Below are 14,370 nucleotides of genomic sequence, written 5' to 3'. Positions count from 1 at the left end.
CCGCGTGGCTCAGACGCCGCTCGGGTCCTGCACGGCGACGGGTGGGGCGTCGACGGGCACAGGAGCGGGCGAGGCATTGGCGAACGCGCTGGCGGGTGGCATCTTGCGCACGAGTTCCTCCGCAAACGCCACAAACGCCTGGCTGCCCCGTGCTGCTGGGTCGAAGATGACGCCCGGTAAGCCGTAGCTGGGTGCCTCTGCCAACCGCACGTTGCGCGGAATCACGGTGTCGAACACCTTTTCGCCGAAATGCGCCTTGAGTTGCTCGCTGACCTGCTGCTGAAGCGTGATGCGGGGGTCGAACATGACCCGCAGCAGCCCGATGATCTGCAGGTTCTTGTTGAGATTGGCGTGCACTTGCTTGATGGTGTTGACCAGGTCGGTCAGGCCCTCCAACGCAAAGTACTCGCATTGCATGGGCACGATGACGCCGTGCGCGGAGCAAAGGCCGTTGAGCGTCAGCAAGCTCAGACTGGGCGGGCAGTCGATGAGGATGAAGTCGTACTCCGCGCCGACGGCCGCCAGCGCGGTGCGCAGCCGCTTTTCGCGGCGGTCGAGCGTCACCATCTCGACTTCAGCGCCGGCCAGCTCTCTGTTGGCGCCCAGTACGTCGTAGCCGCACTTTTCGGATTTCACACGCGTCTCGGCCACGGAGGCCGATTCGAGCAGCACGTCATAAACCGTGGTTTCCAACCGGCGCTTGTCGATGCCAGAGCCCATGGTGGCGTTCCCCTGAGGATCGAGGTCGATCATCAGAACTCGCTGCCCCACTTTGGCCAAGCCCGCAGCGAGATTGACGGCAGTCGTGGTCTTGCCCACGCCGCCCTTCTGATTTGCGATGCAGAAAATCTTCGCCATGCTACTGAGAGGCCGCCAGCTTCACGCCGAAGCCAATCAGGAAGATGCCGGCGAGCTTTTCGAGCGATGTCTTGATTCGCGGGTTGGCGCGAAGGCGCTCCGCCAGGAAATGTGTGAGCAGGGTGGCGCCAAGGCAGTACGCAAAGGTCAAGCCGGCGATGGTGAGCGCCATGACACCGAAGGTGAGCAAGCCCTGGTGGCGGATGGGGTCGACGAAGAGCGGAAAGAAGGCCATATAGAAAACGATCGCCTTCGGGTTCAACAGTGTGATCATCATCGCCTGTCGAAAATACTGGCGCGGCCGGATGTTCAGCACGGGCGCCGCTCCCGCCTTGGCGGTCAGCATTCGAAACCCCAACCAAGCCAGGTAGGCAGCACCTAGCCATTGCACCGCGCGGAAAGCAGGTGGATAGGCGGTCAGCAAGGCTGCAACCCCGGCTACGGCAGCCCACATCAAGACTTGGTCGCCTGCAATCACGCCAAACGTAGCCGCAAGCCCACCCCGGATGCCACCCTTCCCTGTCGACGTGATGATGGCGAGGTTGCCCGGCCCAGGGATCGCAAGAAAAATGATGATGGCGACGACGAACGCGCCGTAGTCAGCGATGCCGAACATGGGTTTGCCTAGGTAAGGGAGGTTTCGAGTCTACGCGAGGACAGTGCACCGGAGCCGCTCAGGCTGGCTGTTTTCGTGCCCAAACGATGCAGCGGTCGGCTTGCAGCCCGGGGACTTGCACTTGTTCCACGTGAAACACATCAACGTCGGCGGATAGCTGGGCCAGCTCATCTTGCGGGAGCTTGCCTTTCATCGCCAGCCATTTGCCACCATCCGCGAGCAGATGCTTGGAGCCCGCAAAGAAATTAGGCAAGGAGGCAAAGGCGCGGGAGCTGATCAGCTCGAAGCTTCCGGCCAGTGATTCAACGCGAGCGTGCAAGCCCTGCAAGTTGGGCAAGCCAAGTTCCGCAGACACTTGGCGGACGAAAGCTGTCTTCTTTGCCACTGCGTCCAAGCACGTGACGCTAACGTCTGGGCGCATGATCGCAATGACGACACCCGGCAAACCCGGCCCCGAGCCGACATCGAGCAGCGCCGCCCTCCCCGGCCACTCACGAGCCAGAGGCTCAATGACGGTCAAGCTGTCGAGCAGGTGATGCGTGAGGATGCTCGAGGGGTCGCGCAACGCGGTCAAGTTGTAAACCTTGTTCCACTTCAAGATCAACGCCGCGTAGCTCAGCAGCAGTTCGCACTGCCGCTCATCAAGGTTCAGGCCGAGCGCTGCTGCGCCTGCACGCAGTTCGCGATCGGAGCTCATTTCCCAACGTGCTGAGACTCGGTCGCAGCGCCCGGCGAAAACGCGCGGTGTCCGCCCTTACGCAGATGGATCATCAACAGCGAGATGGCGGCCGGCGTCACGCCAGAGATCCGCGATGCGAGGCCAAGGGTCTCCGGCCGATGCTTGGCCAGCTTCTGGCGCACCTCGAAGCTCAGCGCCTTGACTTGGCCGTAATCCAGATCCGCGGGGAGCTTGAGGTGTTCCAAATGGGCGGCGCGCTCGACTTCGTCGTGCTGCCGATCGATGTAGCCGGCGTACTTCGCAGTGATCTCGATCTGCTCGATCTCGGGTTCACCCAAGACCTCGGTTGAAGCGTACTTGCCCCCGTCCAGTGACATCAGCGCGGCATAGTCGACATCGGGACGCCGAAGAAGGTCTCCAAGGTTGTACTCATGTTCAATTGCCTTGCCCAGCACGCGTTCCGACTCGCTCGCCGGCAAGTTGCGCGGATTTACCCAGATCGACCGCAGGCGCTCTGTTTCACGTGAAACAAGATCGCGCTTCCGGGCGAACGCGTCCCAACGGGCGTCATCCACCAAGCCCAGCTTGCGGCCGACCTCGGTCAGGCGCGCATCTGCGTTGTCCTCCCGCAGTTGCAGGCGGAACTCGGCACGGCTTGTGAACATGCGATAGGGTTCGGTGACGCCCTTGGTGATGAGGTCGTCGACCAACACGCCCAAGTACGCTTCGTTCCGGCCCGGCAGCCATGCCGCCTCGTCACGACATAGCAGCGCAGCGTTCACCCCGGCGAAGAGCCCCTGAGCTGCAGCCTCCTCATAGCCGGTCGTTCCGTTGATCTGCCCGGCGAAGAACAGCCCATGAACGGCGCGCGTCTCGAAGCTGCTCTTGAGCTCGCGCGGATCGAAGTAGTCATATTCGATAGCGTAGCCGGGTCGCAGGATGTGCGCGTTCTCCAGCCCGGCGATCGAGCGGACCAGCTGGTACTGGATGTCGAAGGGCAAGCTCGTAGAGATACCGTTCGGGTAGTACTCATTGGTCGTCAGTCCCTCCGGCTCCAGGAAGATCTGGTGGCTTTCCTTGTCGGCAAAGCGGTTGATCTTGTCCTCCACGCTGGGGCAATAGCGCGGCCCTACGCCGTCGATCTTGCCCGTGAACATCGGACTGCGATCGAAACCCGAGCGGATGATCTCGTGCGTACTTGCATTCGTGTTGGTGATCCAGCACGGCAGCTGCTTCGGATGCATGTCCGTCCGGCCCATGAAGCTGAAGACCGGCATCGGCCCCGCCCCACCGGCCATGCCATCGCCCGGCTGTTCGATGCACTTGGAGAAGTCGATGCTGCGGCCATCCAACCGCGGCGGCGTTCCGGTCTTGAGCCGGCCTTGCGGCAGCTTCAACTCCTTGAGTCGCGCCGAGAGGCTGACGGCAGGCGGGTCTCCCGCTCGGCCGGCTTGGTAGTTGTCGAGGCCGACATGGATTCGGCCATCGAGAAAGGTGCCGGCCGTCAGCACAACGGCCCGGGCCCGAAACGCGATGCCCACCTGCGTCACTGCGCCGACCACCCGGTCCCCTTCGATCATCAGGTCGTCGACGGCCTGCTGGAAAAGCGAGAGATTCGGCTGGTTCTCGAGCCGCCGCCGGATCGCCGCCTTGTAAAGGACTCGATCGGCCTGAGCGCGGGTCGCCCGCACAGCCGGCCCCTTGCTCGAGTTGAGAATGCGGAACTGGATGCCCGCCTCATCCGTCGCGATGGCCATTGCGCCGCCGAGCGCATCGACCTCTTTCACCAAGTGCCCCTTGCCGATGCCGCCGATCGACGGGTTGCAGCTCATCTGCCCGAGCGTCTCGATGTTGTGCGTGAGCAGCAGGGTTCGGGCGCCCATGCGCGCGGACGCCAGCGCGGCCTCGGTGCCGGCATGGCCGCCGCCGACGACGATCACGTCGAATTCTTCGGGATACAACATTGGGAAAGGGCGCACTTGCGCATGCGCTTGCGGGAAGGGGGCGTCGATTTTAATCGCGCAGAGCGTGCCCGCTGGCCCGCAGGGGCAAGGCGGCGCAGGCCACTATTTGGACGCCCGAGCGCTGATACAATGCCCGGTTTGCTATCTTTTTTATAGCAACTGTGCAGGCGCGGGCATCTGCAGCAGCGTCGCCGAAGCCGAAATCACCGGCACCGGCTTCTCGATACCCACCAGTTGCCCACTCGGAGCAGGCGCGCGGGACACCACGAGCCGCTGATCCTGCACCTCGTGCACGCTCAGTGCCTTGCCGGTCATTCGGACGGGCCCGAAGAAGGTGCAAAAGGCCACATCCTTGGCATCGCGCCCGGTTCCGACACGCACCAGGCGGTCCGGCGGGGCCATGCGCGTCGCGTCGAACAGCACCCATTGCCCGCCCAACCAAGCCTCGAACACCGCATGAAAGTCCTGGGGCGGCTCATCGAACCAGACATAGCCGACCACCAGGCGCGCCGGGATGTTGAGCGCGCGGCAGAAAGTAATGCCCAGGTGCGCGAAGTCACGGCACACGCCGGCGCGCTCGACGAACACCTCGCGGGCGGTCGTGGTCGAACTGCTGCTTCCCGGCTCATAGGTGATGCTGTCGTGGATCCAGTCGGCGATCGCCTGCACGCGCCCAATCCCCGGGGGCAGGTCGCCGAACAGCTGCTGCGCGCAACGCGACATCAGGTCCGACTCGCAGTAGCGGCTGGGCATCAGGTCGCGCAGGAACTGATGCGGCACCTGATTCACCGGCAGCTCCGCGAGGTCGGTTGGTACCAGCACGTGGGAGCGCTGGACCTGGGCCCGATAGCGAATCCTCAAGGGGCCGGGCGGCGCATCGAAGCGCACGAAGCGGTTGCCGCTGGTCTCGTCGCAGAAAGCCTCCCGCTGCACCGCAGGCTCGATCACCAGCTCCTCGCTGGTGATGGCCTGCGCGCCGCAGCGTGCTGCCTCGATGTTGAACACCAGGTGCGAAGGCGCCTCGACCTCGTAGTCGAGCACGGCTTCGAGGTTCGAGGCATGCATGTTCCTCCTTAGGCCCCGCGTCCGTCAGTCCAAGGCTTTTTTCGCAGCGCCGATGCCCAGCGCGGCCAAGACCAGGAACACCACGGCCATGATCAGGAACAGGCCGAAGAGCAGCTTGGCAATGCCGGCTGCGCCCGCGGCGATCCCGCCGAAGCCGAGCGCGCCCGCGATCAACGCAACGATGGCAAAGATGATGGCGTACTTCAACATGGAGAAGCTCCTTTTCAAGATCGCGGCCCCGGCCGCAGCGACTCGAAGATAGGAAAAGCTTCTTTCGTTGCCGATAGTCGGCCCACCCGTGGAACCGTAGGACAAAAACGCGGCGCGAAACCGCTAGCATCCTCTGCTCACTCGAAATCGTTCCCAACATTCATCAGGAGTCTTTCGCATGAAGCTGTACTACTCGCCGGGCGCCTGCTCACTCTCGCCGCACATCGCGCTGCGTGAAGCCGGCATCGCGTTCGAAGCCGTGCTCGCCAGCACCAAAAGCCACAAGCTGAAGGACGGCACCGACTACTACGGCATCAACCCGCTCGGCTATGTGCCGATGCTCGAGCTCGACGACGGCACGCGCCTGCGGGAAGGCCCGGCCATCGTGCAGTACATCGCCGATCTCGCCCCCACCAAGAACCTCGCGCCCGCCGCCGGCACGCTGTCGCGCTATCGGCTGCAGGAGTGGCTGACCTTCATCGGCACCGAGATCCACAAGACCTACTCGCCCTTCTTCAACCCCGCCATGCCCGACGAGGCGAAGGCCGTCTTCAAGAGCAAGCTGGAGTCTCGCTACGAGTGGCTGAACCGCGAGCTCGAGGGCAAAAACTACCTCATGGGCGAACACTTCACAGTCGCCGACGGCTATCTGTTTACCGTCACCAACTGGGCCAAGCCGGTCGGCATGGACCTCTCGCCCTACCCGAATGTGCAGGCCTGGCACGCGCGCGTCGGCGCCCGGCCGCACGTGCAGGAAGCGCTCAAGGCCGAGGGCCTCGGCAAGTAAGGCTCGATGTCGTCAGCGGCCGAGCGGCCGCTGACGCCACGCCAGCGCCGCGCCGATCCATAGCGCCGCGGCCGAGGCCACGAGGCCGCGGCCCAGGCCGCCCATGCCGTCGGAGATCCAGCCTGTGACCGTCGGCCCCACGATCTGCCCGAGCGCGAAGACGACGGTGAAGACGCTGATGCCGGCCGCCCACTGCGCATCCGGCAGGTTGTGGCGCACCAGCGCCGTGGTGGAGGCCACGACCGACAGGAAGACCGCACCGAACAGCAGACCCGACAGCAACGCAACCGGCCACGCCGTGCTGAGCACCGGCAGCAGCGTCGCCACTCCCAGCAGTGCGTTGAGCAAGGCTTGCGGCCCGCCGCCCCGAGAACGATCCAGCAGCCCGGCCCAGAGCCGAGCCGACCCCACGCAGGCCGCGCCGAGCAGTGCATAAAAAACCGTGACGCCCACCGGACTCGCCCCCTGCTCGCGCAGGAGCGCGATCACGAAGGTCATGTAGCCGATGTAGCCCATCCCGAACATGGCGTAGCCTGCAAGCGCCCAGCCCAGACGATGCACGCCGCTGCGAGGCGCAGCGGCGGCAGCCGGCGATGTCGCAGCGTTTGGGGACGCGCCGGCCGGCATGGCGCGCACCGCCAGGCCGAGCACTGCCGTCGCAGCCATGCAGGCCAGCGCCAGCGCCCACCAAGCCCAGGCCCAGCCATGCGCCCGGGCGTTCGCGGCCAGCAGCACCGGCGGCACCAGCAACGCAGACAGGGTGATGCCGAAGCCCGTGCCCCCGTAGTAGAGGCCCAGCAGCAGGCCTGCGCGTTCGGGCTGCAGCGCGCCGAGGCGCGCGGCCAGCAGTCCGCCAGCCACGAAGACCCAGGCGCTCGCGAGGCCGGCCAGCAGCCGTTGCGCCAGCAGCGCCGGCGCAGAGGTGAAGAAGCCGCTGGCCGCCATGAAGAGACTGGCCCACATCGCACCGCCGACCAGCAGCCGCAGCGGCCCGTAGCGTCTTATCAAGGCGGGCGTCATCAGCGCGCCCAGCAGGTAGCCGGCGGCGTTGGCGGTGTTCATGCCGCCTGCCAGTGTGTAGCTCCAGCCGAGGTCGGCGCGCATCGGCGGCAAAAGCAAGCCGTAGGAAAAGCGCGTGATGCCCAGCGATACCGCCGCTCCCAGAGAGAGCGCGAGCGCGAGGCGCAGGGCTCGGGCGGGCGTGAGCGTGGTGGCAAGCGTCGTCATCTGGGACGGCCATTCTGCGGCTTGCACTAGCAGCAATGCGACAACCCCGCGGCAGCACGGCCGTGCGCATCGCATTACCGTGCGTCATTCCCATCACAACAAAGGATGAATCGATGCCCTCCCTTTTCGATACGATCCAGGCCGGCGACCTGAAGCTGGCCAACCGCATCGTCATGGCACCGCTCACGCGCAACCGCTCGCCCGATGCAGTGCCGCCCCCCATTGCCGCCACCTACTATGCGCAACGCGCCGGCGCCGGTCTGCTGATCACCGAGGCCACCGCCATCAGCCACCAGGGCCAAGGCTATGCCGACGTGCCCGGTCTCTACAGCACGGAGCAGCTCGAGGCCTGGAAACACGTCACCGATGCCGTCCATGCCGAGGGCGGCAAGATCGTCGTGCAGCTGTGGCACGTCGGCCGGGTCTCGCACAACGAGCTGCAACCCGACGGCGGCAAGCCAGTCGCCCCGTCGGCCATCGCGGCCAAGACCAAGACGGTCCTGATCAAGAACGGCGTGCCCACCTTCGTCGAGACCTCCGAGCCCCGTGCGCTCGAGGCGAGCGAGCTTCCTGGCATCGTCCACGCCTATGCGGCAGCCGCCCGCAACGCCGTGAAGACCGCCGGCTTCGACGGCGTGGAGATCCATGCCGCCAACGGCTACCTGCTCGATCAGTTCCTCAAGACCGACAGCAACCATCGCCGCGACGACTACGGCGGCAGCATCGAGAACCGGGCGCGCCTGCTGCTCGAGGTGGCCAGGGCCGTGGTCGATGCGGTGGGCGGCGGCATTACCGGCATCCGCTTGTCGCCGGTCACGCCCGCCAACGACGTGCATGATGCGGACCCGCAACCCCTCTTCGAATACGTCGTGAAACAGCTCGCGCCGCTGGGCCTGGCCTACATCCACGTCATCGAAGGCGCCACCGGCGGGCCTCGCGAGCTGGAGGACCGGCCGTTCGACTACGAGGCCCTCAAGGCCGCCTACCGCGAAGCCGGCGGCCGCGCGGCCTGGATGGTGAACAACGGGTACGACAAGCCGCTGGCGGAAAATGCCCTGAAGGAAGGCGACGACCTCGTGGCCTTCGGCAAGCCCTTCATCTCCAACCCTGACCTGGTGCGCCGGCTGCGCGAAGACGCGCCGCTCAATCCCTGGGACAAGAACACCTTCTATGGCGGTGGCGAAGAGGGCTACATCGACTATCCGGCGCTCGCCTGAACCGCTGGCGCGCCGAAGTTCACGCTGACCCGCAGCCCGCCGGCGTCGCCGGCCTTTTCGAAGCGCAATTCGGCGTTCAGCAGCGCGGCATAGCGGGCCACGATCGGCAGCCCGAGGCCGGCACCCTGGCCCAGCTTCACGCCTTCGGGGCCCTGGGCCCAGCGCTGCATCAGCGCACGCTGCAGCTCGGGCGCAATGCCGGGCCCGTCGTCGATCACCGCCAGCGTGCGCCCGGCCAGTGCAATGGTGATGGTGCGGCCCCCATAGCGCAGTGCGTTGTCGATCAGGTTGTCGAGAATGCCTTCGACCAGCGCGGCGTTGGCCTGCACTGTCACGGGCGCCTCCAGGCCCAGCGCGCCAAGGTCCACGCCCTGGGCATCGGCGCGCGCCAGGTGGCGCAGCACCGCCTGTTCCACCAGCAGGTCGAGTCGCAACGGCTCGATCTGCAGGCCCGTGCGTCCTTCGTCGGCCAGCGCCAGACCGAGCAGCTGGTCGACCAGGCGGCTGGCGCGCGCCTGGCTCGCGGCGATCTGCCGCAGCTGCTCGCGCCAAACGGCGGGGGCTTGCTGCGCCAGTCCATAGTCGGCCAGCGCGCGAATACCCGCCAGGGGCGTGCGCAGCTCGTGCGCCACGTTGCCGGCGAATTCGCGCTGCGCGCGCACGCTGTGCCCGAGCCGCTCGAACAGCGCGTTGAGCGTTTCGCCCAGGCGCTCCAGCTCGCGCGAGCTGCGTGCCACGGGCACCGGCGCCAGGTCGCGTGCATCGCGCTGGTCCAGCGTCCGCCGCAGCGCGCCCAGCGGCCGCAGCTCGCCCTCGATGCCGCGCCAAAGCCACACGGCGAGCAGCGCCAGCAGGAGCAACTGCGGCGCCAGCGCGTAGGCCAGCAGGCGCTTTACCAGCGCGCTGCGCGCCAGCGTCGTCTGCGCGATCACCACGCGGAACGCGTTCGGCGGCTCATGGTCCAGCACCACCGCGCGCAGCGGCTGGCCCTGGTGAACGATGTCGGAGAACCGGTAGCGGGCGCCCTCCGCCGGCGGCGGTGCGCGCAGGCCCTGGTGGCCCGCCAGAAGCGAGCCGTCCTGCCGCAGCACTGCGAAGTAGATGACTTCAGATTGATCGAAGAGGACGCTCGAGACCTCCCGCGGCGTCAGCCGCAACTGGATGTCGCGCTCGCCTGCCTCGACATTGGCCGAGACCGCGTAGGCGTCGTCGAGCATTGAGCGGTCGAAAGCCTGCTCGGTGAAATGGCTCGCCACGGCGACCGCCAGCGCCGTGCCCGCGAGCCAAGTCAATGCCAGCGGCAGCAGCACGCGCCGCAGCACGCGCGCGGTCAGCGAAGGCGCGCCCGCCGCAGCACGGCGTGGCGTTCCGCTCACGTCGCGGTTTCCAGCAGATAGCCGATGCCCCGCAGTGTGCGAATGGCCGCGCCGCTGCCGGTCAGCTTCTTGCGCAGCCTCGAGATGAACGCCTCCAGCGCGTTGTCGCCCAGCGCCTCGTCGAAGGTGGAGAGCTTGTCGGACAGCGCGCGCTTGCTCACGGTGCGTCCCGGCGGGCTCATCAGCTCCCAGAGCACCTCGAATTCGCGTGCCGGCAGGTCCAGCGGCGCGCCGGCCACGGCGAAGCGGCGCGCCTTGCGGTCGAGCTTCAGCTGCCCCAAGGTTGCGATGTCCTCGGTGCCCTGCGCCCGCCGCACCAGCGCACGCAGCCGCGCCTCCACCTCGGCCAGATCGAAGGGCTTGCCAAGATAATCGTCGGCGCCGGCATCCAGGCCGGCAATGCGCTCCTCGGTCCGTCCGCGGGCCGTCAACACCAGCACCGGCGTGCGGTCGCCGCGTGCACGCGCATGGCGCAACACCGTCAACCCGCTGCCGAGCCCGCTGGTCGCGCTCGCGGTGGCCGGAAGGCTGAGGTCGAGGAGTACGGCATCGAAGAGCTGCACCCGCCACAGGTGGTCCGCGTCCTCGGCATTGGCCGCCACGTCGACGCGATGCCCGGCATCGCCGAAGCTGCGCAACATCACGCCGCGCAGCACGGAATCGTCTTCGATCAGGAGGATTCGCATGGATAAAACAAAAAAAGGGCAAAAGCCAGGAGGCTGATCACTGGCAGGCTGGCGGCGCAATCGCGCACGAGGATACGACAGCCGGGCGCGGCCCTCGGTTCCCAGAAATGGGCATTGCCGTTCAACAGACAGGCGGTGGAGGCGAACTTGACATTGACACCGTGGCAAAGTCGAAACTTCCGCTTCAACCCCAACAAGGAGCAACGATGAGCCAGAAATTCCAGGTGTCGGGCATGAGCTGCAATCACTGTGTCACCACGGTCCAGAACGCCGTGCAGGCAATCGATCCGAAGGCGCAAGTCACGGTGGATCTCGAAACCGGCCACGTCGACGTACTGAGCACGCAGCCCCGCCAGGACATCGTGCTGGCGATCGAGAACGCTGGCTACCGCGTCGAATAGCGGCGGCCGGTGGCGGGCCAGACGGCGGGCGTTGCCGAGTATTTGCTGTTGAATACTTTTGTTTCAAAGTGCAAAATGCGCGTTGCAAATGCATTCAACACAAGGCAAAAGAGCACCCATGCTTACGAGTCTCCTTCCCCCGTCGGTCCGCGAAGCGGCCTACCGCCGAAAGTTCCTGGAGAACCGCGAAGAAAACCTCTTCATGGGTTCATTCGAAAGTTTTGCCGCGGCCGAGGCCGGTGCGCCGCCCAGCAAGGCTGTCGGCTACGACAACGCGCCGGCCGACGCCTTCTACAGCCACCAGGTCGCGCCCTACGACTATCCGGGCCTGTTCTGGATCGGCCGCGCGCTGGACGACGGGATGCGCAGCATCTTCGACCTGGGCGGCCACGTCGGTATCAAGTACTACGCCTTTCGCCGCATGCTGAACTACCCGGCCGACCTGCGCTGGACGGTGTGCGATGTGCCTACGGTGGTCAAGACCGGCCGCGAGCTTGCGGTGCAGCGCGAGGCCACCGCGCAGCTGAGCTTCAGCACCGACTTCCGGGACGCGAGCGGCTACGACGTGCTCTACGCCTCGGGCAGCCTGCAGTACCTGCAGCAGCGCATCTCGGAGATCATCGCTGCGCTGCCCGTCAAGCCGCGGCGCATCGTGCTGAACACCACCGCCGTGCATCCGGAGCGCACGATCTACACGCTCAACAGCATCGGCTTTGCCGTCTGCCCCTACCGCATTCAGCACCATGACGAGCTGATGGCCGACCTGGCTGCCTCCGGCTACAGGCGGCGTGACGCCTGGCGCAACGAGGGGAAGGCGATCGAGGTGCCCTTCGTCGATGGCGGCGACAAGCCCTTCTACGCGGGCTGCTGCTTCGACCTGCAGCAGGCCTGAGCCCACGGCCCGGCGCGCCAGGCGCGTGTCCGGCTGCCATCCGCCGCGGTGCGCAAACGCTTCGGGCCGCTACCATCCGCCCCATGCTTTCCCACCCGCGGATCCTGATTGCCGAAGACGAGTCCGGCATCGCCGACACCCTGCAGTACGTGCTCCGGACTGACGGCTTCATACCGGTCTGGTGCGCTACCGCCGAGGAGGCCATCGCCGAGTTCGCGGCCCAGCCGCCCGCGCTCGCCATCCTGGATGTGGGCCTGCCCGACATGAACGGATTCGAGCTCTTCAAGCGGCTGCAGGCGCTCAACCGAGAGCAGGGCGGCGCCGAGGTGCCGATGCTCTTCCTCACGGCGCGCAGCGACGAGATCGACCGGGTCGTGGGCCTCGAACTGGGCGCCGATGACTACGTGGCCAAGCCCTTTTCGCCGCGCGAGCTGGTGGCGCGCGTGCGCACCATCCTGCGGCGCAGCGGGCGCGGCAACGGGCATTCGACGGCGCGCCCCGGGCCCGCCGCCGCAGCGCCACCTACGAGCGGCGGGCCACCCTCGCCTTTCTCGCTCGATGCCGAGCGCATGCAGATCCGCTACTACGGCCGCCTGCTCGAGCTTTCGCGCTACGAGTACGGGCTGCTGAAGCTGCTCGCGCAACGTCCCGGCCGCGTGTTCACGCGCGACGAACTGCTTGCACTCGTGTGGGACGACGCCAGCGAGAGCTTCGACCGTACCGTCGATGCCCACGTCAAGACCCTGCGCGCCAAGCTGCGTGCCGTCGCGCCCGAGGTCGAGGCGATCCGCACGCTGCGCGGCACGGGCTACGCCCTCAACGAAGAGCTTCCTTTGCGATGAAGCGTGCCAGGCCGGCAAGAACGCAGCGACGACACGAAGTGCGGAACGCGGGGGCGCCATGAGCCGAAGAACCCGCATCTTCATCGGAATCCTGCTGGTCTACGCAGCCGGCATCGCCTTCCTGCTCTACCGCGTTGTCGTCGACATCGACCCGCGCTACCGCGAGTCGGCCGAGGAGTCCTTGGTAGAGACTTCGCAGTTCATGGCCAGCCTGGTCGAACAGGACGTGATTGCCGGCGCCATCAACACCGCGCGGCTGCAGCCGCTGTTCCGCTCGGTCTACGGGCGCCAGTTTTCGGCACAGATCTACAACCTGCACAAGAGTCGCGTGGAATTGCGCGTCTACGTCACCGATCGCAGCGGGCGCGTGCTCTTCGATTCGCTGGGCCGCAGCACCGGCGCCGACTTCTCGCGGTGGAGCGACGTCAGCCGCACGCTGGCGGGCCTCTACGGCGCGCGGACCTCGCGCGACATCGAGAGCGACCCGCTGACCTCTGTCATGTACGCCGCCGCACCGGTGCGCTGGAACAACGAAATCGTCGGCGTGGTCAGCGTCGGCAAGCCGGTGCAGAGCTTCGGCCAGTTCGTCGAGGACGCGCGCACCCGCACGCTGTGGGTGGGCGTGGGCTCGGCCCTTGCGCTGCTGGTGGGCGCGCTGATCTTTTCCGTCTGGCTGGTGCGGCCCTTCGGCCTGATCTCGGACTACTGGCGCTGGCTGCGCAAGCAGCAAAGCTGGAGCGTGTCCCGCATGCTGCGCCGCGCGGTGGACACCTTGCGCAGCGGCTTCGGCGAAATGCGCGATGCGTTCACCGGCCGCAGCTACGTCGCCGACTACGTGCAGACCTTCACGCACGAGATCAAGAGCCCGCTGTCGGCCATCCGTGGTGCTGCCGAGCTGGTGCAGGAGCCCTCGATGCCTCAGTCCGAGCGCGAACGTTTTCTTGCGAACATCACGCAAGAGACCCAGCGCATCCAGGAGATCGTGGACCGCATGATGGAGCTGACCGCGTTGGAAACCCAGCGCGCACTCGACCGGAGCGAGACCGTCGCGCTCGCGCCGCTGCTGCAGGAGGTGGCGGCCAGCGCGCAAGGCGCGGCGGCGGCGCGCGAGGTCCGCGTGCATGTGGCCATCGACGCCGAGGCCCATGTCGAGGGCGACCCCTTCCTCCTGCGGCGCGCGGTCAGCAACCTGCTCGACAACGCGATCGACTTCTCGCCTGCCGGCGCCGAGGTCGCGCTGGCCCTGCATGCCAACGCGCGCGAGGCCCGCGTCACCGTGCGCGACCATGGCCGCGGCATTCCCGACTACGCCAAGGACAAGGTCTTCGAAAAGTTCTATTCGCTGGCGCGCCCGCAAAGCCAGAAGAAGAGCACTGGCCTCGGACTCGCCTTCGTGAAGGAGATCGCCGCGCTGCACCGCGGGCGCATCGAGCTCGCGAATGCGCCGCGCGGCGGTGCGTTGGCCACGCTCACGCTGCCGCTGGTGCAATAGGCTCTCCCCCAGGTTGGCTCACTTCGTGTAGCCGCCCACCCCCTCACCGGGGGCGACA

At 66.5% G+C, this 14,370-nt stretch carries 15 protein-coding genes; 6 read left to right on the top strand and 9 right to left on the bottom strand.

Features of this window, described 5'->3' with window-relative positions; translation table 11 throughout:
* Positions 1-9: 9 nt before the first annotated feature.
* The 6 genes from E5CHR_RS00210 to E5CHR_RS00185 form a co-directional block, all read right to left on the bottom strand.
* Positions 10-858, bottom strand: coding sequence for a ParA family protein (locus tag E5CHR_RS00210; RefSeq protein ID WP_162577819.1), 849 nt, complete (start codon positions 856-858; stop codon positions 10-12).
* A gap of 1 nt (position 859) precedes the next feature.
* Positions 860-1,474: a LysE family transporter gene (locus E5CHR_RS00205; RefSeq protein WP_162577818.1), complete on the bottom strand. Its 615-nt coding sequence runs from the start codon at positions 1,472-1,474 to the stop codon at positions 860-862.
* A 58-nt stretch (positions 1,475-1,532) separates the two neighbouring features.
* Positions 1,533-2,171 carry a 16S rRNA (guanine(527)-N(7))-methyltransferase RsmG gene (rsmG, locus tag E5CHR_RS00200; protein ID WP_162577817.1) on the bottom strand — a complete coding sequence of 213 codons (639 nt, stop codon included), beginning with the start codon at positions 2,169-2,171 and terminating at the stop codon, positions 1,533-1,535.
* Positions 2,168-4,117 carry a tRNA uridine-5-carboxymethylaminomethyl(34) synthesis enzyme MnmG gene (gene mnmG / locus E5CHR_RS00195; RefSeq protein WP_162577816.1) on the bottom strand — a complete coding sequence of 650 codons (1,950 nt, stop codon included), beginning with the start codon at positions 4,115-4,117 and terminating at the stop codon, positions 2,168-2,170. Before mnmG ends, rsmG begins: the two co-directional genes overlap by 4 nt.
* Positions 4,118-4,267: 150 nt before the next feature.
* Positions 4,268-5,182 carry a transglutaminase-like domain-containing protein gene (locus E5CHR_RS00190; protein WP_162577815.1) on the bottom strand — a complete coding sequence of 305 codons (915 nt, stop codon included), beginning with the start codon at positions 5,180-5,182 and terminating at the stop codon, positions 4,268-4,270.
* 24 nt (positions 5,183-5,206) lie between these two features.
* Positions 5,207-5,392: a DUF1328 family protein gene (locus tag E5CHR_RS00185; RefSeq protein ID WP_162577814.1), complete on the bottom strand. Its 186-nt coding sequence runs from the start codon at positions 5,390-5,392 to the stop codon at positions 5,207-5,209.
* 178 nt (positions 5,393-5,570) lie between these two features.
* Here E5CHR_RS00185 and gstA point away from each other — a divergent pair, with 178 nt between their 5' ends.
* Positions 5,571-6,179, top strand: a complete 609-nt coding sequence (gstA, locus tag E5CHR_RS00180; RefSeq protein WP_162577813.1) for a glutathione transferase GstA — start codon at positions 5,571-5,573, stop codon at positions 6,177-6,179.
* 12 nt (positions 6,180-6,191) lie between these two features.
* Here gstA and E5CHR_RS00175 read toward each other — a convergent pair whose 3' ends face one another.
* Complete coding sequence (locus tag E5CHR_RS00175; protein ID WP_162577812.1) at positions 6,192-7,406, bottom strand: YbfB/YjiJ family MFS transporter; 1,215 nt, start codon at positions 7,404-7,406, stop codon at positions 6,192-6,194.
* 113 nt (positions 7,407-7,519) lie between these two features.
* On the opposite strand from E5CHR_RS00175, the gene E5CHR_RS00170 reads away from it, so the two are divergent.
* Positions 7,520-8,623, top strand: a complete 1,104-nt coding sequence (locus E5CHR_RS00170) for an alkene reductase (RefSeq protein WP_162577811.1) — start codon at positions 7,520-7,522, stop codon at positions 8,621-8,623.
* Here the strand turns inward: E5CHR_RS00170 and E5CHR_RS00165 are convergent.
* On the bottom strand, positions 8,605-9,999 hold the full coding sequence (locus E5CHR_RS00165) for a sensor histidine kinase (RefSeq protein ID WP_162577810.1): 1,395 nt from the start codon (positions 9,997-9,999) through the stop codon (positions 8,605-8,607). The two genes, E5CHR_RS00170 and E5CHR_RS00165, sit on opposite strands and share 19 nt — an antisense overlap.
* Positions 9,996-10,685 carry a response regulator transcription factor gene (locus E5CHR_RS00160; protein WP_162577809.1) on the bottom strand — a complete coding sequence of 230 codons (690 nt, stop codon included), beginning with the start codon at positions 10,683-10,685 and terminating at the stop codon, positions 9,996-9,998. The genes E5CHR_RS00165 and E5CHR_RS00160 overlap by 4 nt, the downstream gene beginning before the upstream one ends.
* 206 nt (positions 10,686-10,891) lie before the next feature.
* Between E5CHR_RS00160 and E5CHR_RS00155 the strand changes: the two genes are divergently transcribed.
* From E5CHR_RS00155 to creC, 4 genes are all read left to right on the top strand, one after another.
* Positions 10,892-11,086, top strand: coding sequence for a heavy-metal-associated domain-containing protein (locus tag E5CHR_RS00155; protein WP_162577808.1), 195 nt, complete (start codon positions 10,892-10,894; stop codon positions 11,084-11,086).
* Positions 11,087-11,288: 202 nt separating this feature from the next.
* Positions 11,289-11,978, top strand: a complete 690-nt coding sequence (locus E5CHR_RS00150) for a TIGR04325 family methyltransferase (protein WP_232061900.1) — start codon at positions 11,289-11,291, stop codon at positions 11,976-11,978.
* An 83-nt stretch (positions 11,979-12,061) separates the two neighbouring features.
* Positions 12,062-12,820: a two-component system response regulator CreB gene (gene creB, locus E5CHR_RS00145; protein ID WP_162577806.1), complete on the top strand. Its 759-nt coding sequence runs from the start codon at positions 12,062-12,064 to the stop codon at positions 12,818-12,820.
* Positions 12,821-12,878: 58 nt separating this feature from the next.
* The gene (gene creC, locus E5CHR_RS00140) at positions 12,879-14,312 is read left to right on the top strand and encodes a two-component system sensor histidine kinase CreC (RefSeq protein WP_162577805.1); all 1,434 of its coding nucleotides are present in this window, start codon (positions 12,879-12,881) and stop codon (positions 14,310-14,312) included.
* The last annotated feature ends 58 nt before the right edge of the window (positions 14,313-14,370 follow it).

Source organism: Variovorax sp. PBS-H4 (genome assembly GCF_901827205.1).
In the GTDB taxonomy this organism is placed as follows: domain Bacteria; phylum Pseudomonadota; class Gammaproteobacteria; order Burkholderiales; family Burkholderiaceae_C; genus Variovorax.
Note: the sequence above shows the minus strand (reverse complement) of the source record. Positions and strands in the feature narration are given on the sequence as shown.

Excerpts from the sequence above, each read along its gene's own strand:
- E5CHR_RS00210 (WP_162577819.1), bottom strand. The coding sequence starts at position 858 with ATGGCGAAGATTTTCTGCATCGCAAATCAGAAGGGCGGCGTGGGCAAG.
- E5CHR_RS00205 (WP_162577818.1), bottom strand. The coding sequence starts at position 1,474 with ATGTTCGGCATCGCTGACTACGGCGCGTTCGTCGTCGCCATCATCATT.
- rsmG (WP_162577817.1), bottom strand. The coding sequence starts at position 2,171 with ATGAGCTCCGATCGCGAACTGCGTGCAGGCGCAGCAGCGCTCGGCCTG.
- mnmG (WP_162577816.1), bottom strand. The coding sequence starts at position 4,117 with ATGTTGTATCCCGAAGAATTCGACGTGATCGTCGTCGGCGGCGGCCAT.
- E5CHR_RS00190 (WP_162577815.1), bottom strand. The coding sequence starts at position 5,182 with ATGCATGCCTCGAACCTCGAAGCCGTGCTCGACTACGAGGTCGAGGCG.
- E5CHR_RS00185 (WP_162577814.1), bottom strand. The coding sequence starts at position 5,392 with ATGTTGAAGTACGCCATCATCTTTGCCATCGTTGCGTTGATCGCGGGC.
- gstA (WP_162577813.1), top strand. The coding sequence starts at position 5,571 with ATGAAGCTGTACTACTCGCCGGGCGCCTGCTCACTCTCGCCGCACATC.
- E5CHR_RS00175 (WP_162577812.1), bottom strand. The coding sequence starts at position 7,406 with ATGACGACGCTTGCCACCACGCTCACGCCCGCCCGAGCCCTGCGCCTC.
- E5CHR_RS00170 (WP_162577811.1), top strand. The coding sequence starts at position 7,520 with ATGCCCTCCCTTTTCGATACGATCCAGGCCGGCGACCTGAAGCTGGCC.
- E5CHR_RS00160 (WP_162577809.1), bottom strand. The coding sequence starts at position 10,685 with ATGCGAATCCTCCTGATCGAAGACGATTCCGTGCTGCGCGGCGTGATG.
- E5CHR_RS00155 (WP_162577808.1), top strand. The coding sequence starts at position 10,892 with ATGAGCCAGAAATTCCAGGTGTCGGGCATGAGCTGCAATCACTGTGTC.
- E5CHR_RS00150 (WP_232061900.1), top strand. The coding sequence starts at position 11,289 with ATGGGTTCATTCGAAAGTTTTGCCGCGGCCGAGGCCGGTGCGCCGCCC.
- creB (WP_162577806.1), top strand. The coding sequence starts at position 12,062 with ATGCTTTCCCACCCGCGGATCCTGATTGCCGAAGACGAGTCCGGCATC.
- creC (WP_162577805.1), top strand. The coding sequence starts at position 12,879 with ATGAGCCGAAGAACCCGCATCTTCATCGGAATCCTGCTGGTCTACGCA.